17 protein-coding genes are annotated in these 20,711 nt (G+C 60.7%); 12 read left to right on the top strand and 5 right to left on the bottom strand.

Features of this window, described 5'->3' with window-relative positions; all coding sequences use genetic code 11:
* Window positions 1–577: 577 nt before the first annotated feature.
* From imuA to R8871_RS34580, 3 genes are read left to right on the top strand one after another with little or no spacing between them, the layout of a single operon-like run.
* Window positions 578–1,417, top strand: coding sequence for a translesion DNA synthesis-associated protein ImuA (imuA, locus tag R8871_RS34590; protein ID WP_175054428.1), 840 nt, complete (start codon window positions 578–580; stop codon window positions 1,415–1,417).
* A complete protein-coding gene (locus tag R8871_RS34585; RefSeq protein WP_175054427.1) occupies window positions 1,317–3,245 on the top strand; it encodes a Y-family DNA polymerase in 1,929 nt (642 codons plus the stop codon). The genes imuA and R8871_RS34585 overlap by 101 nt, the downstream gene beginning before the upstream one ends.
* 5 nt (window positions 3,246–3,250) lie before the next feature.
* On the top strand, window positions 3,251–6,880 hold the full coding sequence (locus tag R8871_RS34580) for an error-prone DNA polymerase (protein WP_175054426.1): 3,630 nt from the start codon (window positions 3,251–3,253) through the stop codon (window positions 6,878–6,880).
* 109 nt (window positions 6,881–6,989) lie between these two features.
* Here R8871_RS34580 and R8871_RS34575 read toward each other — a convergent pair whose 3' ends face one another.
* Window positions 6,990–7,910 (bottom strand): dTDP-4-dehydrorhamnose reductase family protein, encoded by a 921-nt coding sequence (locus tag R8871_RS34575; RefSeq protein ID WP_175054425.1) that lies wholly within the window; start codon window positions 7,908–7,910, stop codon window positions 6,990–6,992.
* Between the two features lie 13 nt (window positions 7,911–7,923).
* Window positions 7,924–8,151 (bottom strand): heavy-metal-associated domain-containing protein, encoded by a 228-nt coding sequence (locus R8871_RS34570; protein WP_175054424.1) that lies wholly within the window; start codon window positions 8,149–8,151, stop codon window positions 7,924–7,926.
* A gap of 123 nt (window positions 8,152–8,274) precedes the next feature.
* Between R8871_RS34570 and cueR the strand changes: the two genes are divergently transcribed.
* From cueR to R8871_RS34550, 4 genes are all read left to right on the top strand, one after another.
* The gene (gene cueR, locus R8871_RS34565) at window positions 8,275–8,697 is read left to right on the top strand and encodes a Cu(I)-responsive transcriptional regulator (RefSeq protein WP_175054423.1); all 423 of its coding nucleotides are present in this window, start codon (window positions 8,275–8,277) and stop codon (window positions 8,695–8,697) included.
* Window positions 8,698–8,989: 292 nt separating this feature from the next.
* On the top strand, window positions 8,990–9,136 hold the full coding sequence (locus R8871_RS34560; protein ID WP_074284875.1) for a DUF3563 family protein: 147 nt from the start codon (window positions 8,990–8,992) through the stop codon (window positions 9,134–9,136).
* Between the two features lie 229 nt (window positions 9,137–9,365).
* Window positions 9,366–9,719 carry a hypothetical protein gene (locus R8871_RS34555; protein ID WP_175054422.1) on the top strand — a complete coding sequence of 118 codons (354 nt, stop codon included), beginning with the start codon at window positions 9,366–9,368 and terminating at the stop codon, window positions 9,717–9,719.
* A gap of 276 nt (window positions 9,720–9,995) precedes the next feature.
* Entirely contained in the window at window positions 9,996–11,045 is a 1,050-nt protein-coding gene (locus R8871_RS34550) for an ABC transporter substrate-binding protein (RefSeq protein WP_175054421.1), read from the top strand.
* A gap of 82 nt (window positions 11,046–11,127) precedes the next feature.
* On the opposite strand, the gene R8871_RS34545 is transcribed toward R8871_RS34550, so the two are convergent.
* Window positions 11,128–11,973 carry a 23S rRNA (adenine(2030)-N(6))-methyltransferase RlmJ gene (locus R8871_RS34545; RefSeq protein WP_175054420.1) on the bottom strand — a complete coding sequence of 282 codons (846 nt, stop codon included), beginning with the start codon at window positions 11,971–11,973 and terminating at the stop codon, window positions 11,128–11,130.
* Window positions 11,974–12,198: 225 nt separating this feature from the next.
* Window positions 12,199–13,170 carry a potassium channel beta subunit family protein gene (locus tag R8871_RS34540; protein ID WP_175054419.1) on the bottom strand — a complete coding sequence of 324 codons (972 nt, stop codon included), beginning with the start codon at window positions 13,168–13,170 and terminating at the stop codon, window positions 12,199–12,201.
* Between the two features lie 222 nt (window positions 13,171–13,392).
* Between R8871_RS34540 and R8871_RS34535 the strand changes: the two genes are divergently transcribed.
* Both R8871_RS34535 and R8871_RS34530 read left to right on the top strand, forming a co-directional pair.
* Window positions 13,393–14,190: a 3-hydroxybutyrate dehydrogenase gene (locus R8871_RS34535; RefSeq protein WP_175054418.1), complete on the top strand. Its 798-nt coding sequence runs from the start codon at window positions 13,393–13,395 to the stop codon at window positions 14,188–14,190.
* A gap of 10 nt (window positions 14,191–14,200) precedes the next feature.
* Window positions 14,201–15,445 (top strand): DUF3734 domain-containing protein, encoded by a 1,245-nt coding sequence (locus R8871_RS34530; RefSeq protein ID WP_175054417.1) that lies wholly within the window; start codon window positions 14,201–14,203, stop codon window positions 15,443–15,445.
* Between the two features lie 189 nt (window positions 15,446–15,634).
* Here the strand turns inward: R8871_RS34530 and R8871_RS34525 are convergent, their stop codons facing one another.
* Window positions 15,635–16,834, bottom strand: coding sequence for an amino acid aminotransferase (locus R8871_RS34525; RefSeq protein ID WP_175054416.1), 1,200 nt, complete (start codon window positions 16,832–16,834; stop codon window positions 15,635–15,637).
* Between the two features lie 404 nt (window positions 16,835–17,238).
* Between R8871_RS34525 and uvrB the strand changes: the two genes are divergently transcribed.
* The 3 genes from uvrB (at window position 17,239) to R8871_RS34510 (ending at window position 20,699) form a co-directional block, all read left to right on the top strand.
* Window positions 17,239–19,332 carry an excinuclease ABC subunit UvrB gene (gene uvrB / locus R8871_RS34520; protein ID WP_093646596.1) on the top strand — a complete coding sequence of 698 codons (2,094 nt, stop codon included), beginning with the start codon at window positions 17,239–17,241 and terminating at the stop codon, window positions 19,330–19,332.
* Window positions 19,333–19,697: 365 nt separating this feature from the next.
* A complete protein-coding gene (locus R8871_RS34515; RefSeq protein ID WP_054042141.1) occupies window positions 19,698–20,246 on the top strand; it encodes an iron transporter in 549 nt (182 codons plus the stop codon).
* A gap of 120 nt (window positions 20,247–20,366) precedes the next feature.
* The gene (locus tag R8871_RS34510; protein WP_175054415.1) at window positions 20,367–20,699 is read left to right on the top strand and encodes a cupredoxin domain-containing protein; all 333 of its coding nucleotides are present in this window, start codon (window positions 20,367–20,369) and stop codon (window positions 20,697–20,699) included.
* Window positions 20,700–20,711: the final 12 nt, after the last annotated feature.

Below are 20,711 nucleotides of genomic sequence, written 5' to 3'. Positions count from 1 at the left end.
GTGAAAGTAGGTAATCGTCAGGCTCCCCTGCAGCATCAGAAACCCCACCCCATAAAGGTGGGGTTTCTGCGTTTACCGGCGCCAATCGCGCACGCAGAACGGGCCTTCGCCTCCACTCGTGGCATCACGACTGCGATGGCATGCTCACGCCGGGACCTAGTCCGGGCGTCTGTCTGTTCATCACAATAGCGGATCTGAAAACATCAGTCCGCACAGCTTTCTCCTTGCCTCACTCCTTTCCGATCCATGCCGCGGGCGCGTAACCCCTTGGCTCTTGTCCATATCCGCAGCATGCATGCGCAGGCTCTCTGCCCCTGTCATCCCTCCCGGAGTACGTGAGGTTGGACCTTGCGTGCCTGGCGGCAGCGCCAAAAAGTAGCTCTCCCGCAGGTGAAGAATCTGCAACAAAAACAGCTTCATCACCTCTTTTTATTTCCTTCCTGCGCGCGCTTCGTCGCATCGCCTTGTCTTAACATCCGTCCCAGAATACTGTATAAATATACAGTGAAAACTCGTCGCCCCATGCCGTGCCCGATGCCGGGCAGGGTGGAGTATTCCCTATTGAACGAGTGTGGCTATGGCAGCAGCGATTCATCTGGCGACGACAGCGTTGTCGTCGCAATTGCGGCGACAGGTGTGGCAAGGCAATGAGCTTGCCGAGGCGGACTCGCGAGTGATTTCCAGCGGCTATGCTGCGCTGGATCAGCTGCTGCCTGGGCAGGGCTGGTCGGCCGGCTGCCTGACAGAGTTATTGATCGAGCACGGAGGAGTCGGCGAACTGCGCCTGCTGGCCCGCGCGCTTCGGCATCTTACGGCACAAGCCGAACGGCACGTCATGTTCGTGGCGCCTCCTTACCAGCCCTGTGCTTCGGCATTGAGGGCTTGGGGTATCGATGTCGAACGCGTCTTATGGGTGCGCTCGAGTGAAGACCAGTCTCTGTGGGCCGCTGCTCAGGCATTGAAGCAGGATGGCATCGGCGCAGTGCTGGTATGGCTGCCGAATGCGCGTGCCGATAAGGTTCGGCGTCTGCAGGTGGCGGCTCAGGAGTCGGCATCGCTGGTATTTTTGATCCGGCCTGTCGAAGCTGCCACGCAATCTTCGCCGGCGCCATTGCGGATGATCTGCGAGCCGCTCTTGCCGGCCAATGCACAGACGATCAACCGTCGTGAATGGTTGCAGGAAATTGGTATTTCGATCGACATCTTCAAGCGCCGCGGCCCGCCGCTAGCGGAGCCTCTGCGTCTCATTTTGCCGTTACAAAGCGTCTTGTTGCCGGAAAGCGGAGTCGGTAGCAATCAAGGACGAGAGATCAAACATGTTGTGGATCGCAGTCACATTGCCACTCTTGTCGCTGGAAGCAGTGAAGCCTCTCGAGCCGCTTCCGGATGGTTCGCCCACGAAGCCGAACCGGTGTGAGTTCGGCGAGACAAGCCAACCTCGGGGTGCCGACAGCGTCACCGAGGCGCGCTGCTATGCGCTGGCCGATCACGCGCACATCCTGATGCCTGATTTCGACGCATTGCGTGCCGGGGTGCATGCGGGTCAGTCGCGCTCGTACGCATTGGCCCTGGCGCCTCGTCTCAAGATGCTTGCCGCGGACACCGCCCGCGAAACTCAGGCGTTCGAAGCGATGGCGCTCGCTCTGTTGACGTACACACCGAAGGTGTCGCTCGGGCAGGCGAACACCTTGTTGCTGGAAGTCGGCTCCGGCTTGCGGTTGTTTGGCGGCTTGCGCACGTTGTTGTCGCAGGTGTCCGCGACGGTGGCTGAATTCGGCTATACAGCGCGTATCGCGTGTGCACCGACAGCCTGGGGCGCGTGGTTGTTGGCTCAGGCGCACGCCGGTCGGCAGGGGCATCGTTGGCATGTGATAAAGGAGACGTCGCTTGCTCGGGTCCTCGACCGCTTATCCGTGTTGTTGTTGCCGGTTTCGCAGGCGGATCGCGATGCGTTTACGCATGTCGGTTGCGCGACGTTGGCCGATTTGCGTCAGTTGCCAAGGTCGGGTGTCGTGCGGCGTTTCGGCAGCGGTATTCTGGATCTTCTGGCACAAGCATATGGCACGCGTCCGGATCCGCGCGAATCGTTCCGTGCGCCGGCATCGTTCCATGCTCAGTTGGAGTTGCCGTCGCGAGTCGACAATGCCGATGCATTACTGTTCGCCGCGCGTCGGCTGATTGTGCAACTGGCTGGATGGTTGAGCGCGCATCATGCAGCGCTCAGTGGTTATACGTTGTTGCTCGAACATGAATTGGCATCCCGTCATGCCCCGAAGACGTCAAGTCTGAAGGTCGCTTGGGCCATACCGTCGCGCGATGCCGAGCATTTGATCTGGCTGTTGCGTGAGAAGCTGGATCAGACGGTTCTGGTGGCGCCCGTGATCGAGTTGAAGTTGGTCGCGGATCAGATCGGCGATTATGCAGGGCGGTCGGACACTTTGTTCCCAATGCCCGAATCAGACGGCGATTCGATTGCACGTCTGCTCGAACGCTTGAGCGCGCGTTTGGGGCCGGAGAACGTGTTGCAGATGTCGGTGCAGGACGATCATCGGCCGGAGCGGGCAATGCGTGTCGAGGCCTACCAGGCGCAAGCGTTTTCGCGCAAGAAACGTTCGTCTGCGAAGACCAAGACAAAAATCAAAGCGGATAAAACCTGGCTGACCGATGAGTTGCAGCACGCTGCATTGGATAGCGTGCGCACAGATGACGATGCGGCGAGACAGGCAGAGCGCACAGCACACCCAGAGCGCACAGCACACCCAGAGCGCACAGCACACCCAGAACGCACAGCACACCCAGAGCGCACAGCACACCCAGAACGCACAGCACACCCAGAACGCACAGCACACCCAGAACGCACAGCACACCCAGAACGCACAGCACACCCAGAGCACATATCCCGACAGCCCGAAAAAGCGAACGATGCCAAAAACAACCGCCTATTCGTAACACAACCGGCCGATGCTCAAGCCTCACTCGATCTGCCCGACAGTGCATTGCCATCGCAGCCTCGCCCCGTCTGGATGCTCGACAAACCGCTGCGCCTGATGATGCGTGACCAGCGGCCGATCTATCGTCGGCCACTGAAAATGCTCACACGTACCGAACGGATTGAAGCAGGGTGGTGGGACGATAACCTCGTCGAGCGGGATTACTACGTTGCGGCGGATGATCGTGGCCATATGTTCTGGGTGTACCGGGAACGTCTTGGTGGCGAGTGGTATCTGCAGGGTTTATTCGGCTGAGCATCATGGAGAATTCCCGGCCCTCATTCTTGTCAGAGCAGACGCTTGCGGCCCAATTGCCGCCGTATGCGGAACTGCATTGCCTGACTAATTTCTCATTTCTGCGCGGTGCTTCGCATCCGCATGAACTGGTCGAGCAGGCTATGTCGTGTGGTTATAGCGCGCTCGCGATCACCGATGAATGCTCATTGGCGGGCGTCGTACGCGCACACGCTGCAGTGAGAGAAATCAGGCAGGAGCGGGACCGCCAGCAGAAGGAGCGCGAAGACAAGGCGAAAGCCGCGCAGGCAGGAACGTCTTTAGAGGAAGCAGCAGAGCCGGCGTCCGCGAAGCCAGCGTGCCCACAACAGGAAACCACCCAACAGGAAACCACAGAGCCCGAAGCAGCAGAGCCAGAAACCACTAACCAGGAGAAGCTAAAACCAATCCCCCACCTCATCATCGGCAGCGAGCTCAATCTGACCGACGATGCAGGCGAACCATTCTGCACATTGGTTGCACTCGCAACCAACCGCAACGGCTACGGCAATCTTTCCGAACTGATCACGCTGGCCCGTTCGCGTGCAGACAAAGGCAGCTATCGCCTCGGTCCATCCGACTTCACCGACTCGCTACCGCATCTCGAGCATCTCAAAGCGTTGCCGGATTGCCTCCTGATCCTCGTGCCGCAGCGCACGGCGACGCTCTCGCACACATTGCGTTGTGCGCACTGGCTGGCATCGCTCGCGCCCCAGCGCTCATGGATCGCGCTCGAACTTTGGCAAACCGGCAGCGACGATCTTCAGATCGACGCATTGCGAATGATTTCAAAAGCAAGTGGTTTGCCTTTGGTAGCGGCAGGAGGCGTCCTGATGCATGTGCGATCGCGCAAGCCGTTGCAGGACACCCTGACCGCGATTGGACTCGTCACACCGCTATCGGCGTGTGGCCATGCGCTCGAGGCCAATGCCGAACGGCATATGCGCACTCGTGTGCGGCTCGGCAAACTGTATCCACGCGACACGCTCGAAGAAACGCTGCGTATCGCCGGCCTGTGTCGCTTCTCGCTCGACGAACTCAAGTACGAGTATCCGGAAGAACTGGTGCCCGCCGGTGAATCGCCATCAAGCTATCTGCGCAAGCTGGTCATGGCCGGCGCGATGGAGCGCTGGCCGAAGGGAATGGATCTCAAACGAATCGGTCAGATCGAAAAAGAGCTGCAACTGATCGCCGATCTGAAATACGAAAAGTACTTCCTGACGGTGCAGGATATCGTGAGCTTCGCGCGCTCCAGAAACATACTGTGCCAAGGCCGTGGTTCGGCGGCCAATTCGATCGTGTGTTACTGCCTGCACGTGACGGAAATCGATCCGGTGCACATGAACATGCTGATCGAACGGTTCATCTCGCGTGCGCGTAACGAACCGCCTGATATCGACATCGATTTCGAGCACCAGCGTCGGGAAGAGGTGATTCAATATATCTATGGGAAGTACGGCCGCCATCGCGCTGCGCTCACTGCAACACTGATCACCTATCACGCACGTAGTGCGCTGAAGGACGTCGGCAAGGCGTTGGGGCTCGAAGCGTCGTTGATCGAGCGGATCAGCAAATCGCAGCAATGGTGGGACGGCACGGATGCGGTCGCCAAATATCTGGCCGAAGCGGGCTTCGCTGCCAACTCGCACATCACGCAGAATCTGATTCGCCTCACCAAAGAGTTGCGCAACTTTCCGCGTCATCTGTCGCAACACGTCGGCGGTTTTGTGATCGCGAAAGACAAGTTGTCACGGCTCGTGCCGATTGAGAACGCGACGATGAAAGACCGCAGCGTGATCGAGTGGGACAAGGACGATATCGATGCGCTCGGACTCTTGAAAGTCGACGTGCTGGCGCTCGGCATGCTGTCGGCGATTCGTCGCGCGCTGGAATTCGTCGCCTTGCGGCGCGGCTTGCCGAAATTCAGGATGCAGGATATTCCGCGCGAGGACCGGGCCGTCTACGAAATGTGCGGCCATGCCGATACGATCGGCGTATTCCAGATCGAATCGCGTGCGCAGCAAAGCATGTTGCCGCGGCTGAAACCGAACAAGTACTACGATCTTGTGATCGAAGTCGCGATCGTGCGGCCCGGGCCGATTCAGGGCGGCATGGTGCATCCGTATCTGCGCCGCAAGCAGGGTCTGGAGGCGGTGGACTACGCCAAAGATGAGTTACGCCCCGTGCTCGAGCGCACGCTCGGCGTACCGATTTTCCAGGAGCAGGTGATGCACCTCGCGATGGTTGCCGCGCTCTACACCGGTGAGCAGGCCGATCAATTGCGGCGCGCGATGGCCGCATGGCGGCGCAGCGGCAATCTGGCGAAGTATCAGCAGGATCTGACCGACCGCATGTCGGCGCGCGGTTACGAAAAAGAGTTCATCGAGCGCATCTGCAAACAGATCGAAGGCTTCGGCGAATATGGTTTTCCTGAGAGCCACGCGGCAAGCTTCGCCTTGCTCGTCTATCTCAGCGCGTGGTTGAAACGTTATGAACCGGCCGCTTTCCTGGCGGGATTGCTGAACAGTCAGCCGTTGGGGTTTTATTCACCGTCGCAACTCGTGCAGGATGCGAGGCGTCACGGCGTCCAGGTATTGCCGCCCGACGTAACCTTGAGCGATTGGGAGTCGACCTTCGAACGACGTGGTCGCGAAGGGCAGCGTATTTCATCGGACGAGACCTGTTTGCGTCGTCAACAGGGCGCATTGTCCGCACAGCAATTCCGTGACATGTCGTTGCGGCGCTTCACATTGGCCCGGACGATCCGGCGTGCGGCAAAACAGCTGACCGCACGCGTATTTCAACCGTCGAAAACCTATGGTGCACGCGGTCCGGCAGTACGCATCGGCATGCATCTGATCAAAGGTCTTTCACAGGTAGCTGCCGAACGCATCATGGCGGCTCGCAGCGACGCGCAGTTTACCGACGTCGACGATCTGGCGCGTCGCGCGGCATTGACGCGGCGGGATCTCGAAGCGCTGGCCGCGGCGAACGCGCTAGTCAGCATTGCGGGCCATCGGCGCGAAGCGTGGTGGCAGGTGACCGCGCAGCACACGGTGCCCAAGCTGCTGCGCGATGCGCCGATCGCCGAAGCGCCGTTGGCATTGCCACAGGCAACCGAAAGTCGCGAGATCGTCGACGACTACGCGAGCATCGGCCTCACGCTCAATCGTCATCCGCTCGCGCTATTGCGCGAGCGTCTTGCCAGGCAGCGTTTTCGCACGGCGGCAGAACTTGCCGCGTGCGGACACGGCACGCTGGCGCGCGCCTGCGGCATCGTCACCGTGCGGCAGCGGCCGGGCACGGCAAACGGCACCGTGTTCGTTTCCATCGAAGATGAAACCGGTTCGATCAATGTGATCGTCTGGCCGGCGCTGGTGGAAAAACAGCGCAAGGTGTTGCTGGGTTCGTCGTTGCTCGCGGTGTATGGCGTCTTGCAGCGTGACGATGGCGTTTCTACCGGCGGTGACAGCGCCGGCAACGCGATGAACGCAAATAGAACGGGCAACGCGAAACGGAAACAGAAGGGCGAGGTGATCCATCTCGTCGCGCATCGACTTGAAGATCACAGCGACTGGCTCGGCGAACTGGCTACGGCGAGCCGCGATTTTCATTGAAGCTGATCTGCTGTGGGTAAGCCTGAAGGCCCGGCGGCAGACCGGCATGTCGCCGGGCCGTAGAAACGCGAGCAGTACGTCGTACCGTGGTTAAGCTCGTTGCCGGGCGTTACGCCGCCGTCTCGCCCTGCCACGGAAATGCGGCCAGCACTTGCCGGATCGCAACGTCGAACGATGTGCGGCGGCCAATGCCGAGCGCCTCGAGCCGGTCCGATGCCAGGTGGCAGTTATGCGGACGCGGCGTCGCGTCGGTGGGCGTAGGTTGCGGCGTCAATTGCGCATCGAGTTGCAGCGCTTCGGCCAGCCGCACGGCGATTTCATACTTGTTCATCGGCTCATCCCCAGACCATTGCACGATGCCGCCGATCGCATCGCCATGCGCATGCCGTTCGAGCATCTGCCGGATTACGAACGCGACGTCCGGCGTAAAGGTCGGGTAGCGAATCGCCCATGCATCCATGGCCGCGGCCTTGCCCTCGCGTGAAGCCGACGCGGCAATCGCCGGTACCAGACTCGTCACCGCCGATTCTGCCCAATCGACAATCGGCCCATAGAGCAGCGGCAAACGCAACACGCAGCCGAGATCGGTGGATTCCGTCAGCGCGCGCTCGCCTTCGAGTTTGCTGCGCCCATAGGCATTGAGCGGCGCGGGCGCAGAATCGTGCTGATAGGGCGGGTGGGTGCCGTCGAACACGTAATCGGTTGAGATCGAGAGCGTCCATGCGCCGCGCAGCGTTGCCGCCGTGGCCAGGCTGCGCACCGCATCGACGTTCAACGCCCGGGCAAGCGCCGGATTGTGCTCGCACACATCCGGCCGACGCTCCGCCGCCGCAATCACGAGCGCGTCCGGTGCCTCGCGCTCGACAAATTGCTCGACCGCCCGCGCATCGCGAATATCCAGCGCGACCGTGTTCGGCCCCGGCCGGCTGAATGCCGTGGCGACAACTTGCCAACCGGCCTGCTGCGCCAGTTCGTCGACGAGAGCCCGGCCGAGCAGTCCGGAAGCACCGATGACGGCAACTTTGAACATGACGGTCGCTCGCTTAGCGGGCTGCGCCGCTGGTCACGCCCGTCATGCCGGTCACCGTGTAACCGGCCTCGTCGATTGCGGCCTTCAGCGTGTCGGCCGGTTGCGCCGAGTCGACCGCCACGCGGCCGGACGCCAGATCGACCTGGACCTGAGCGGTGCCATCGTGTTCACGGATCGCGTTCGTGACCGCAGCCACGCAATGCTGGCAGCTCATGCCTTCTACCTGGAATTCGATCGTCATCGGGATTGCCTTAAAAAAATGAATATTACGATGGTTGAATTATGCCTGCCGACGCGCAATCGAGTGGCTGACCTTCCCACTATGGGAAGGTGTACGATCGACGTACACACTGGGGAAACAGTCATGAATATCGGTGAAGCGGCCCGCGCGTCGGGCGTCACGGCGAAGATGATTCGCTACTACGAAAGCGTGGACCTGCTGGCGGCGAAGGCACGCACGAGCGCCGGCTATCGCGTATACGGGCCGCAAGAGGTTCATTCGCTGCGTTTTATCCGGCAGGCGCGCCGTCTTGGTTTTCTGGTCGAAGACATCCGCCGCTTGCTGGCACTGTGGCACGACCGGTCGCGCGCCAGCGCCGAAGTGAAGGCGATTGCGTTGGAGCACGTTGCGGAACTCGATCGCCGTATCAACGAATTGACCGACATGCGCGACACATTGGCGCATCTGGCAGACCATTGCCACGGCGACGAGCGCCCGGATTGCCCGATTATCGAGCGGCTCGCCGATACCGATCTGGTGTCGGGGAAGGGTTGTCATCCGATTTGAAGCGCAAAGTGCAACCTGTCGAGGGCGTTATCGCAACCAGGCGTCAAAAAGCACCTGAATGGTGCAAGCCAATGTGGGGTAGTATCAATCATCGCGGAAAAGCCTCTTGAATTTAGATAAATCAACGACTTAACTGCACCACGGGCGTGCACCATTCCAAAACGGAATGCACGTCATGCGGGCATTTCACTAGCAAGGTTGCACCATAGGGCTATAATCCGGGTTAACCCTTTTACGGGAAATCCCTGATGCAAAACTCACCGGGGATTCAATCTGATCCTTGGAGAACATCATGTTTGCATACGTACTTGAAAAGCTGAGCACCTGGTTTGAAACTGCAGAACGCAGCCGCCGTGAAGCCTACCTGGCATCGTCGTCGGATATCGTTCAGCTCGAACAGCGCATCCGTTCGCTCGAAACCAACGGCTACTCGCTGTAAGTTTCAACTGCATCAAGTTTGACCCGGCAGCGCTCGTGCGCGGCCATTGCAGTAAAGTGTTGAGCCCCGTATAGACGGGGCTTTGTCACATCTGGACCACTAAAATTTCACAGCAGTTGGCGCTTCATAGCGATTCTTGGCTAATAACGACTAGCCTGAAGGATGCCGCCGCGGTAAGGTAAGGCGTTTTCCGCGCAATCCGGCATCCTCAAACTCAACCGGTCCGCCTATGCGTCCTGTCCGCTTGCTCAAATCCGTCCTGGTCATGACCGCCGCAGCCTCGCTGACAACGGTTTTTGCCGTATCGGCGACGTTCGCCGCGTCTAGCACTACCACCCGCAAGCCCTTGATACTCGACTCGCAGAGCGGCATCAGCGACGGCCAGAGCGGCACCGTGCTGCAGACCGCGCCCCTGTCGCGGCAGCCGATCGTAGGAGCGCAGCCAATCGCGACGCCCGCGGAATTGGCGCCGAATTCGTCGATACCGTTCGTTGTCGCGCCTTACATTCCGGTGCCTGTCGGCGGAGGCACGCCATCGACACAATCGCAGCCGCAAACTCGCCCTGTACCGCGTGGGCAATAGGCCGCGATAAGCGCCTTCGCCGCGCTATCTCCTGGTAGTTCTTTTTTCCATCCATCCGTCGACGCTTCAAGCGGCGAGTCCTCTGTCGTGCTGCGACATGTGCGCGCGTGTCTTCAGCTAACGTGCGAGCCACGACATACGCCATTCGGGTTTCGATGCATGGCGTGCGCGGCACTGTCCGACGACAATCGTTGCGCGCTCTCTCGCCAACGATGTGGAGCATGCATCGTACGCAGCGCCATCGCATCGAATGAAAACAGAACAAGGAGACATCACATGCCTATTCACGGGATGCGGCGTGCCGCCGGCACCTGCGCCACGTTGCTCGCGCTGATCGTAGCTGCGACGCTGCCAGGCGTCGCGCAGGCCAAAGACACACCGGAAAAGCCCACGCTCACGATGGCCGTTGGCGGGTTGCCGGGCCTTTACTATTTGCCGGTACTCGCCGCACAGCAGTTGGGCTACTTCAAGGACGAAGGACTCGACGTCACGCTCGAAGATTTCGCGGGCGGCTCGAAGGCGTTGGAAGCGGTCGTGGGGGGCAGCGCCGACGTGGGGGCTGGAGCATTCGAGCACACGCTGTTCATGCAGGCAAAGGGACAACACTACCGCGCGTTTGCGCTGATGGGCCGCGCGCCGCAGATCGTTGTCGCGGTGCTGAAGTCGAAGGCGGATCAGATCAAGACATTGGCGGACTTCAAGGGAGCCAAAGTCGGCGTGAGCGCGCCGGGTTCGTCGACGGATCTGGTGCTGACCGTGGCTTTGCGCAAGGCAGGCGTGCAGCGCAACGAGATTTCAGCGATCGGCGTGGGCAGCGGCGCCACGGTACTGGCCGCGGTGAGCGGCGGTCAGCTCGACGCGCTGTCCAATGTGGATCCGATGATGACCAAGCTGGCGCGTAGCGGCGCGATCAAAGTGCTGGTCGATACACGTACTGTGCAGGGCACGCAGGAGGTATTCGGCGGGACGATGCCGGCGGCGACGCTCTACGCTTCGGAGACTTTCATCCAGAAGTATCCGAAGACGACACAGGCGCTCGCCAATGCGATCGTGCGCGCGGACCACTGGTTGCAGACCGCGAGCGACGCCGACTTGCTGAAGATGGTGCCGCCGGCCTATTTGCTCAACGACTCGGCGCTCTACGTGGAGGCATTCCACAACGTGCGCGACGCGTATTCGCCGGATGGATTGATGCCCGCGGACGGTCCGGCGACTTCACTGCGTGCTTTGTCGTCGTTCGATAGTCGTCTCGATCCGAAAAAGATCGATCTGAACTCGACCTATACCAACGATTTCGCCCGCAAGGCAGCGGCGCAACTCAAGTAAGCAATCCGGCGGCGGCTGATTTGCCCGGTCGCGCACGTGTCATCCCGCTGGGCAAGGCACCCATGTGCGGTCCGGGACGTGTTCAGTCGCCGCGATATTCGACCTTGAACTGCGCGGCCTTGTCCTCGCCGAGCGCCTCGACCAGCCAGGGCATCTGGTCTTTCAGCGTTTTCGCCAGCGTATACGGCGGATTCAGGATGAACATGCCACTGCCGAACAACCCGAAGCCGTCGGTCGGCGGATTGCTGACGGTCAGGCTCACATGCAGCCAGTTGCGCTCCTGCAGCTTCTTCAACTGATCGGGGAAGCGTTGCGATTCAAGGCGTTTTACCTGCGGATACCAGACCGCGTAGGTGCCGGTCGGAAAGCGCTTCAGGCTTTCTTCGACGCAGCGCAGTGTGCGCGTGTAGTCGCGCTTGTCTTCATACGACGGATCGAGCAGCACCAGCGCGCGGCGCGGCGCCGGCGGCAGCAACGCGAGAATGCCGTCGAAGCCGTCGCCCGCATAAAGCATTGCGCGGCGCCCTGCGTCGCGGAAGTTATGGCGCAGCACGTCGATTTCAGTGGTGTGCAGTTCGAACAGGCGCATGCGGTCCTGCTCGCGCATTTGCCGCCACGCGATATACGGCGAGCCCGGGTAGAAGCGCAACTGGCCGTCCGGATTCAGCGCGCTCACTTCGTCGACATACTCCGCGAAAACCGACGGCAGGTCGTTACGCTCCCATAGTCTGGCGATGCCGGTCTGGAACTCGCCGGTTTTGGTCGCGTAGCCTTCCTTCAGTGAATAGACGCCGGCGCCCGCGTGCGTGTCGATATACCAGTAGGCTTTGTCCTTCTGGCCGAGGTAGCGCAGTAGCTGCAACACGACGGCGTGTTTCAGAACGTCGGCGTGATTGCCTGCATGAAAGGCGTGACGGTAGCTGAGCATGATGAGGAGACACTGAAAGAGGGCGTGCCGGTCCACGGCGGATTCGGCGATGCGAGTGCAATGCGGCAGCACAACAGAAGTGCAGCGCGGTCGCGTATTGTACGCGACGCCGCGCTGCACTCCGCCTTGCGTTGCGCGTGACACGGCCCCGATGATGCATGGGCCGTGCTCCGCGGACCAATCCGGACCGATCCGATCCGGTCTGGACGGGTCCGGCTTGGCCAATCAGTCGTAGGCGTCGCCGATGACCGCCTCGATCCGCTCTTTGATCTCCGGCGTGATCCGTTCCGCCACGTCGGCGGATTTCATGTTCTCCCCGATCTGTTCGACGCGCGACGCGCCGGTGATCACGGTGCTCACATTCGGATTCTTCAGAATCCATGCAATCGCCAACTGGCCGATCGTGCAACCCAGCTCGTCGGCCACTTCCCCCAGCTTGCCGACCACGTTGTTTTTGCCGGCGTCGGTGACCTGTTTGCGCAGCCAGTCGTAACCTTGCAGTTGCGCGCGGCTATCGGCAGGCACGCCGTCGCGATACTTGCCGGTGAGCAGGCCGGACGCAAGCGGACTCCACGTGGTGAGCCCAAGGCCGATATCCTCGTAAAGCCGTTTGTATTCCTGCTCAACGCGCTTGCGGTGAAACAGGTTGTACTGCGGCTGCTCCATGACCGGCTTGTGCAGATGATGCCGTTCGGCAATCTCGTAAGCGGCGCGGATTTCGTCGGCGCTCCATTCAGACGTGCCCCAGTACAGAGCCTTGCCGCGTGTGATCATGTCGCTCATGGCCCAGACGGTTTCTTCGACCGGCGTGTTTGGGTCAGGACGATGACAGAACACCAGATCGACATAATCGAGTTGCAGGCGTTTGAGCGACGTGTCGATGGCGTTCAGCAAATATTTGCGGTTCAACGTGTGGTACTGGTTCGGCGCTTCGTTGAGGCCCCAGAAAAATTTCGTCGAGACCACGTAGCTCACACGCGGCCATGCCAGTTCCTTGAGCGCCTGACCCATGATTTCTTCGGATTGGCCGCCAGCGTACACCTCGGCATTGTCGAAGAAGTTGACTCCCGCGTCGCGCGCGGCTGCGAGCGACTCGCGCGCTGCACGATGATCCACCTGATTGCCGTAGGTGACCCATGAGCCGATGGACAGTTCGCTGACTTGCAGGCCCGAACGGCCTAGACGTCGATAATTCATGCATTCCTCCTTGGTAGTGATGCCGCCGGAATCTCGCTGAAACGTCCAGTTTAAAGAGATAAAGCTCGATGTGCAGTTTTCGGATGCTGTTCACACGGTTCATGCACAATAGCAGCGTTGGCCGCAGTGCAGCATTCGGCCGAACGGTCTATGCCGTTTGGCTGACTTCACGCCGCCTGCGGTCCGTGGTCTCATTGCTCATCAACTGCATGGAGGTTCTGGATGTCGTCACTGAACACGAATCTGAATGGCAAGGTTGCGGTGGTTACGGGCGCCGCGAGCGGCATCGGCAAGCAGATTGCGCTCACGCTTTCCGCGGCGGGCGCGACGATCGCGATCGCCGACCTGAACCAGGACGGCGCGAACGCCGTCGCTGAAGAAATCAAAAAGGGCGGCGGCAAGGCAATCGGCGTGGCAATGGACGTCACGAACGAAGACGCCGTCAACCAGGGCATAGATAAAGTCGCGGCCGAGTTCGGTTCGATCGATATTCTGATTTCCAACGCCGGCATCCAGATCGTCAATCCGATCGAAAACTATTCGTTTTCCGACTGGAAGAAGATGCAGGCCATCCACGTGGACGGCGCCTTCCTCACCACCAAGGCCGCGCTCAAGCACATGTACAAAGACGATCGCGGCGGCATCGTGATCTACATGGGCTCGGTCCATTCGCACGAAGCGTCACCGCTGAAGTCAGCGTATGTGACGGCCAAGCATGCGCTGCTGGGCCTCTCACGCGTACTGGCCAAGGAAGGCGCGAAGCACAATGTGCGCTCGCACGTGGTGTGTCCGGGTTTCGTGCGTACGCCGCTGGTCGACAAGCAGATTCCCGAGCAGGCCAAGGAGCTTGGTATCAGCGAAGAAGACGTGATCAAGCGCGTGATGCTGGGCGGCACGGTCGACGGCATCTTCACCACGGTGGAAGACGTCGCGCAGACGGTGTTGTTCCTGTCCACGTTCCCGAGCGCGGCGCTGACCGGCCAGTCCTTTATTGTGAGCCACGGCTGGTACATGCAATAAGGAGGCGCCCATGGCGCAACGCAATCTCAAGCGGGCGCGCGTCGGCGCGCCCGGCGGCGAGGAAGGCGAGGGCGCCGGTCCGGCTCCCTCCACGCATCCCCATCCCGGCCAGCATCTCCACGTTCCCAACTACGAAACCGTCGCGTTGATGCTGCAAGGCGGCGGCGCATTGGGCGCTTATCAGGCCGGCGTCTTTCAGGGGCTTTACGAAGCCGGTATCCAGCCGAACTGGCTCGCCGGCATTTCGATCGGCGCGCTGAATACAGCCATCATTGCCGGCAATCCGCCGGAGAAACGCGTCGAGCGGTTGCTGCAATTCTGGGAGACGATCTGCCAACCAGCGTTCGGGCCACCGTTGCCGGCCTTTATCGAGCACGCGCTGTTCAATTCCAGTGAGGCCATTCGTAAGGCCTTCACGGCAACTCAGGCGATGGGCGCGATCGTGGAAGGGCAAAAGGGCTTCTTCGTGCCGCGTTTCCCGCCGCCGTTGCCCACCGTCTCCGGGCCGCCGCAACTGGCGAGCTACTACGACACCACGCCGCTCAAGGCTACGCTGGAAGCGCTCTGTGATTTCGATCGCATCAATTCCGGCGAGACGCGCGTGTCGGTGGGCGCGGTGAATTGCGGCACGGGTAACTTCGCCTACTTCGATAACAAGCATACGAAACTGAGGCCCGAGCATTTCATGGCATCAGGTGCGTTGCCGCCGGGTTTCGCGGCGGTCGAAATCGACGGCCAGTTCTACTGGGACGGCGGCCTGATGTCGAACACGCCGCTCTATGAGGTAATTCAGACCACCCCGCGTCGCGATACGCTTGCGTTTCAGGTCGATCTCTGGAGCGCGGTCGGGCCGGTGCCTGACAACATCACCGATGTTCAGGGGCGCATGAAGGACATCCAGTACTCGAGCCGCACACGTCTCGTGACCGATATGCTGCAACGTTCGCAGCGTTTCCGGCATGTGCTGCGCGAGGTGCTCGATCGTGTGCCGGCTGATCAGCGCGACGATCCGTGGTGCAAGCTGGCAGATGATCTGTCGTGTTCGAAACGCTACAACGTGATCCACCTCATCTATCGGCAGAAGGAATACGAAGGGCATTTCAAGGACTTCCAGTTCGGCCTTTCTACAATGCGTGAACATTGGAGCAGCGGCCTGGAAGATATCCGCCGGTCGCTCGCACAACCGGACTGGCTCGACATGCCTGATAACGACGCAGGTTTTGTCACGCACGATATCCATCGGGATTCGCGCTGAAGCGGCCGTAGGTGACGGAAGGAGTGCCGGCAGGTGCTTATCGGCGGGTCACACTCACACGACTCACACGTCCGGCAACAACAGCTGGCCAATAAAAAACGGCGCCCGAAAGGGCGCCGTTTCTACATGCAGCTTAAGCAGCAACAATCAGGCAAAGCGCGCGCGACTAACGCCCGCGCCCTGAAAGCCTTACTTCAGCACATGAGCAATCGCGCTAGCCACCACGTCGAGGTTGCGCGTATTCAGCGCAGCCACGCAGATGCGGCCCGTGCCCACTGCATAGATACCGAACTCTTCGCGCAGACGGTCCACTTGCGGAGCCGTCAGGCCCGAGTACGAGAACATGCCGCGTTGTGCGTTCACGAAGCTGAAATCGCGATCCACGCCGCTGGCTTTCAGACGTTCGACCAGACCGTTGCGCATTGCGCGGATACGGTCGCGCATTTCGGCGAGTTCGCTTTCCCACGTGGCGCGCAGTTCAGGCGATGCGAGCACCGCAGCGACCACCGAGCCGCCGTGCGTGGGCGGGTTCGAGTAGTTCGTGCGGATCACGCGCTTCAATTGCGACAGCACGCGAGCCGATTCTTCCTTGCTTGCGGTGATGATCGACAGTGCGCCGATGCGCTCGCCGTACAGCGAGAACGACTTCGAGAACGACGACGACACGAACACGTTCAGTTCCGATGCCGCGAACAGACGGACTGCTGCAGCGTCGGATTCGATGTTGTCGCCGAAACCCTGGTAAGCGATGTCGAGGAACGGCACCAGATCGCGCGCCTTGACGACTTCGACGATCTGCTTCCATTGGTCGACAGTCAGGTCGACGCCGGTCGGGTTGTGGCAGCACGCGTGCAGCACGACAACCGTGCCCGCGGCATAGCTGTTCAGCGCGCTCAACATGCCTTCGAAGTTCACGCCGTGCGTGTGCGCGTCGTAGTACGGATAGTTCACGACTTCGAAGCCGGCGCCTTCGAACAGCGCGCGGTGGTTTTCCCAGCTCGGATCGCTGATCGCAACCTTGGAACTCGGGTTCACACGTTTCAGGAAGTCGGCGCCGATTTTCAATGCGCCCGTGCCGCCCAGTGCTTGCGCCGTCACGACGCGGCCTGCGGCGATCAGCGGCGAGTCGTTGCCGAGCAGCAGTTTCTGCACGGCAGCGTCGTAGGCAGCGATGCCTTCGATCGGCAGATAGCCACGCGGCAGCGCGGCTTCGACGCGAGCCTTTTCCGCGTCGCGCACGGCGCGCAGCAGCGGAATCTTGCCTTCTTCATTGAAGTACACGCCAACACCAAGGTTGACCTTGGTGGTGCGCGCATCGGCGTTGAAGGCTTCGTTCAGGCCCAGAATCGGGTCGCGGGGAGCAAGTTCGACGGCGGAGAACAGAGACATGATGGATGGCAGCAGTTGTGAAAAGAGGGCGGCTTCAAGCCCGGGCGGCCCGGCCAACGGTGTCTGACAGACAACAACGGACAATTCAGACGGTGGGCGGGCGTCGACGGGCGAGCGCAACTTGCCATTGTAGCGAATTCACAGGCGTTTTTCGGGCGACAAAGCCTGCTGAACTGAATTATTTGCTTGAAAAACAGGCACTCCGGTGTCATCTCGTCCTAGCGGCTTTGCCCGCGACGAAGCCGCCGAAGGCCGACCCGCGGCCTCGAGCCGACGGGAAATTGCCTCCGCATCGGCCAACTGGCGCGCATCCGTCCGCCCCGCAATCCCTACGCAGACCCGCTCAGCCCGGGTTCCCGCAACCCGTTAGAATAGTTCTTTGCCCAAGGCCCGGTGCCGCCCCCATGTCCGAACAACATCTGACTGAAGTCGACGAGACGCTCGATGAATCCAAATTCATCACGTTCGAAGGCTCGCCGTTCCAGCTTTACCAGCCGTATCCGCCCGCAGGCGACCAGCCGACGGCAATCGACACGCTTGTCGAAGGCATCGAGGACGGTTTGTCGTTCCAGACGCTGCTCGGCGTGACCGGCTCCGGCAAAACCTTCACGATGGCGAACACCATCGCGCGGCTCGGCCGGCCGGCGATCGTGTTCGCGCCGAACAAGACGCTCGCCGCGCAGCTCTATTCCGAGTTTCGCGAGTTTTTTCCGCGCAATGCGGTCGAGTACTTCGTCTCGTACTACGACTACTACCAGCCGGAAGCGTATGTTCCCCAGCGCGACCTATTCATCGAGAAAGATTCGTCGATCAACGAGCACATCGAGCAGATGCGGCTGTCGGCCACCAAGAGCCTGATGGAGCGGCGCGATGTGATCATCGTCGGCACCGTGTCGGCGATTTACGGTATCGGTAACCCGTCGGAATATCACAAGATGATTCTGACGCTGCGTACCGGCGACAAGCTCGGCCAGCGTGACATCATCGCCCGCCTGATCGCGATGCAGTACAACCGCAATGAAGCGGACTTCCAGCGCGGTTCGTTCCGCGTGCGCGGCGACACGATCGATATTTTCCCGGCCGAGCACGCCGAAATGGCGGTGCGCATCGAGTTATTCGACGACGAGGTCGAGACGCTGCAACTGTTCGATCCGCTCACCGGCCGCGTGCGGCAGAAGATTTCGCGCTTCACCGTTTATCCGTCGTCGCACTATGTGACGCCTCGCGACACCGTGGTGCGCGCGGTCGAAACGATCAAGACCGAACTGCGCGACCGGCTCGAGTTCTTCTACAGCAACGGAAAGCTCGTCGAAGCGCAGCGGCTCGAGCAGCGCACCCGCTTCGATCTGGAAATGCTGCAGGAGTTGGGCTTCTGCAAGGGTATCGAGAACTACTCGCGGCACTTCTCAGGCGCGGCACCCGGCGAGCCGCCGCCGACGCTGGTCGACTACCTGCCCTCCGACGCGTTGATGCTGCTCGACGAGTCGCACGTGTTGATCGGGCAGTTGAACGGCATGTACAACGGCGACCGGGCGCGTAAAGAGAATCTGGTCGACTACGGTTTTCGCTTGCCGTCGGCGCTCGACAATCGCCCGCTCAAGTTCAACGAGTTCGAGCGCAAGATGCGCCAGGTCGTGTTCGTGTCGGCCACGCCGGCCGATTACGAAAAGAAAACGGCGGGGCAGGTGGCCGAGCAACTGGTGCGCCCCACCGGCCTCGTCGATCCGGAAATCGAGGTGCGTCCGGCACGGACCCAAGTCGACGACGTGCTCGCCGAGATCAACGAGCGCGTCAAAGTGGGCGACCGTGTGCTGGTCACGGTGCTGACCAAGCGGATGGCCGAGCAACTGACGGAGTTTCTGGCCGACCACGGCGTCAAGGTGCGCTACCTGCACAGCGACATCGATACGGTGGAGCGGGTCGAAATCATCCGCGATTTGCGGCTGGGCACCTTCGACGTGCTGGTCGGGATCAACCTGCTGCGCGAGGGGCTGGATATTCCGGAAGTCTCGCTGGTCGCGATTCTCGACGCGGACAAGGAAGGCTTCCTGCGCGCCGAGCGCTCGCTGATCCAGACCATCGGCCGGGCGGCGCGTAACGTGAACGGTAAAGCGATTCTCTATGCAGACCGGGTGACCGACTCGATGCGCCGCGCCATCGACGAAACCGAGCGGCGGCGCGCCAAGCAGATCGCCTACAACCTGGAGCACGGCATTACGCCGCGCGGCGTGGTCAAACGGATTCGCGACATCATCGACGGGGTGTACAACGTCGACGACGCCCGCGCCGAGCTGAAGGAACAGCAGACTCGGGCGAAATTCGAGGACATGTCCGAGAAGCAGCTCGCCAAGGAGCTCAAGCGCCTCGAAAAGCAGATGATGGAGCACGCCAAGAACCTCGAGTTCGAAAAGGCCGCCCAGACCCGCGACCAGCTGGCGCTGCTGCGGCAGCGCGTATTTGGCGCGAACGTCGGCGACCACGTGCCCGGCGTCGAATAAATTCTCCCTGCCTGTCAAGCAAGGTGCGAAGCAAGGCGCAAAGCAAGGCGCGGCAATGTGCCGCGCCTTGTCTTTTCTGCGCATTACACCCCGCCAACACCTTCGCCTGCGCTTTCCTTAACACCGCCTTAAGTCCCTGCTGCCGTAAGGCTTTGCGAGCGTCCTCGTTTGTTCTCGTTGCCGATCAATGATAAACTCGCGCAATATTGAGAATGGTTCGCATTAGCGTTAGTAATGCGGCTCGTAATGCAATTGTCTGCGGTCTGTCGCCCCGTCAGTGGACGTGAGGGCCACGGCTTAAAACGCATGGGCGCCGCACTGTTCCAATGAATTCGATTCCAGTCTGATAAAAACAAGGAGTTTCAATGCGGATTTCTTCATTTGTGCGCGGTGGCGCAGCAGCGGTGGCCGCGGTCGCGGCGCTCTCCGCAACGGCAGCGGAATACCCGATCGGCAAGCACCAGATTCAGGGCGGCATGGAAATCGGCGCGGTCTATCTGCAGCCGATCACGATGGAACCCGAAGGCATGATGCGCAAGGCGTCGGATTCGGACGTCCACCTGGAAGCCGACATCCACGCGGTCAAGAACAATCCGACCGGTTTCGCCGAAGGCGACTGGATGCCGTATCTGCAAGTTCGCTATGAATTGACCAAAGCCGGTTCGAATCAGACCCAGAAGGGCGACATGATGGCGATGGTTGCCAACGACGGTCCGCACTACGGCGACAACGTCAAGCTGCAGGGCCCCGGCAAATATCATCTGAAGCTGGTGGTTGAAGCGCCGATGCAAACCGGTCATATGGCGTTCGGCCGTCACGTCGACAAGGAAACCGGCGTGGGTCCGTGGTTCAAGCCGATCACGCTCGAATACGACTTCACGTACGCGGGCATCGGCAAGAAGGGTGGGTACTGATCACCGCGGATCGTCGCGAATCATCACGGTTCGCCCGCCGAACGCGGAGCGAACCGTATGAATGAATGCAGCAGACGGTGCCAGGCATGAACCCCGGCGCCGCGTTTTCCGGAAAGGCTAATGAGAATTAACCGAAAGATCGCGCTCCTCGCCATGACCGTTTTGACGGTGGGAGCCGCGCACGCAGCGGATCTGCCGACCTTCAATCTGGAAATGAACGACGGCAAGCTCAATCCGGCGCGTATTGAAGTGCCGGCAGGACAGCGCATCAAGATCGCGATACGCAACACCGGCAAGGGCGCGGCCGAATTCGAAAGCGTGCAGTTGCGTAAAGAAAAAGTGTTGGCGCCGGGCGGCGATTCGTTCGTCGTCATCGCACCGCTCTCGCCGGGCGAGTACAAGTTCTTCGACGATTTCCATCAGCAGGCGCAGGGTGTGATCGTCGCGAAGTAATCGTCGTGGCTT

The organism is Paraburkholderia sediminicola (assembly GCF_902859805.1).
Taxonomy (GTDB): domain Bacteria; phylum Pseudomonadota; class Gammaproteobacteria; order Burkholderiales; family Burkholderiaceae; genus Paraburkholderia; species Paraburkholderia sediminicola.
The sequence above is the reverse complement of the archived record's forward strand: the minus strand, read 5'-3'. Positions and strand labels throughout refer to the sequence as shown.

Coding starts and splice junctions, on each gene's coding strand:
- R8871_RS34585 (WP_175054427.1), top strand. CDS start 1,317: ATGTTGTGGATCGCAGTCACATTGCCACTCTTGTCGCTGGAAGCAGTG.
- R8871_RS34570 (WP_175054424.1), bottom strand. CDS start 8,151: ATGACGATCGAATTCCAGGTAGAAGGCATGAGCTGCCAGCATTGCGTG.
- R8871_RS34525 (WP_175054416.1), bottom strand. CDS start 16,834: ATGTCTCTGTTCTCCGCCGTCGAACTTGCTCCCCGCGACCCGATTCTG.
- R8871_RS34530 (WP_175054417.1), top strand. CDS start 14,201: ATGGCGCAACGCAATCTCAAGCGGGCGCGCGTCGGCGCGCCCGGCGGC.
- R8871_RS34575 (WP_175054425.1), bottom strand. CDS start 7,910: ATGTTCAAAGTTGCCGTCATCGGTGCTTCCGGACTGCTCGGCCGGGCT.
- imuA (WP_175054428.1), top strand. CDS start 578: ATGGCAGCAGCGATTCATCTGGCGACGACAGCGTTGTCGTCGCAATTG.
- R8871_RS34555 (WP_175054422.1), top strand. CDS start 9,366: ATGCGTCCTGTCCGCTTGCTCAAATCCGTCCTGGTCATGACCGCCGCA.
- R8871_RS34550 (WP_175054421.1), top strand. CDS start 9,996: ATGCCTATTCACGGGATGCGGCGTGCCGCCGGCACCTGCGCCACGTTG.
- R8871_RS34535 (WP_175054418.1), top strand. CDS start 13,393: ATGTCGTCACTGAACACGAATCTGAATGGCAAGGTTGCGGTGGTTACG.
- R8871_RS34540 (WP_175054419.1), bottom strand. CDS start 13,170: ATGAATTATCGACGTCTAGGCCGTTCGGGCCTGCAAGTCAGCGAACTG.
- R8871_RS34510 (WP_175054415.1), top strand. CDS start 20,367: ATGAGAATTAACCGAAAGATCGCGCTCCTCGCCATGACCGTTTTGACG.
- R8871_RS34515 (WP_054042141.1), top strand. CDS start 19,698: ATGCGGATTTCTTCATTTGTGCGCGGTGGCGCAGCAGCGGTGGCCGCG.
- R8871_RS34580 (WP_175054426.1), top strand. CDS start 3,251: ATGGAGAATTCCCGGCCCTCATTCTTGTCAGAGCAGACGCTTGCGGCC.
- R8871_RS34545 (WP_175054420.1), bottom strand. CDS start 11,973: ATGCTCAGCTACCGTCACGCCTTTCATGCAGGCAATCACGCCGACGTT.
- uvrB (WP_093646596.1), top strand. CDS start 17,239: ATGTCCGAACAACATCTGACTGAAGTCGACGAGACGCTCGATGAATCC.
- cueR (WP_175054423.1), top strand. CDS start 8,275: ATGAATATCGGTGAAGCGGCCCGCGCGTCGGGCGTCACGGCGAAGATG.
- R8871_RS34560 (WP_074284875.1), top strand. CDS start 8,990: ATGTTTGCATACGTACTTGAAAAGCTGAGCACCTGGTTTGAAACTGCA.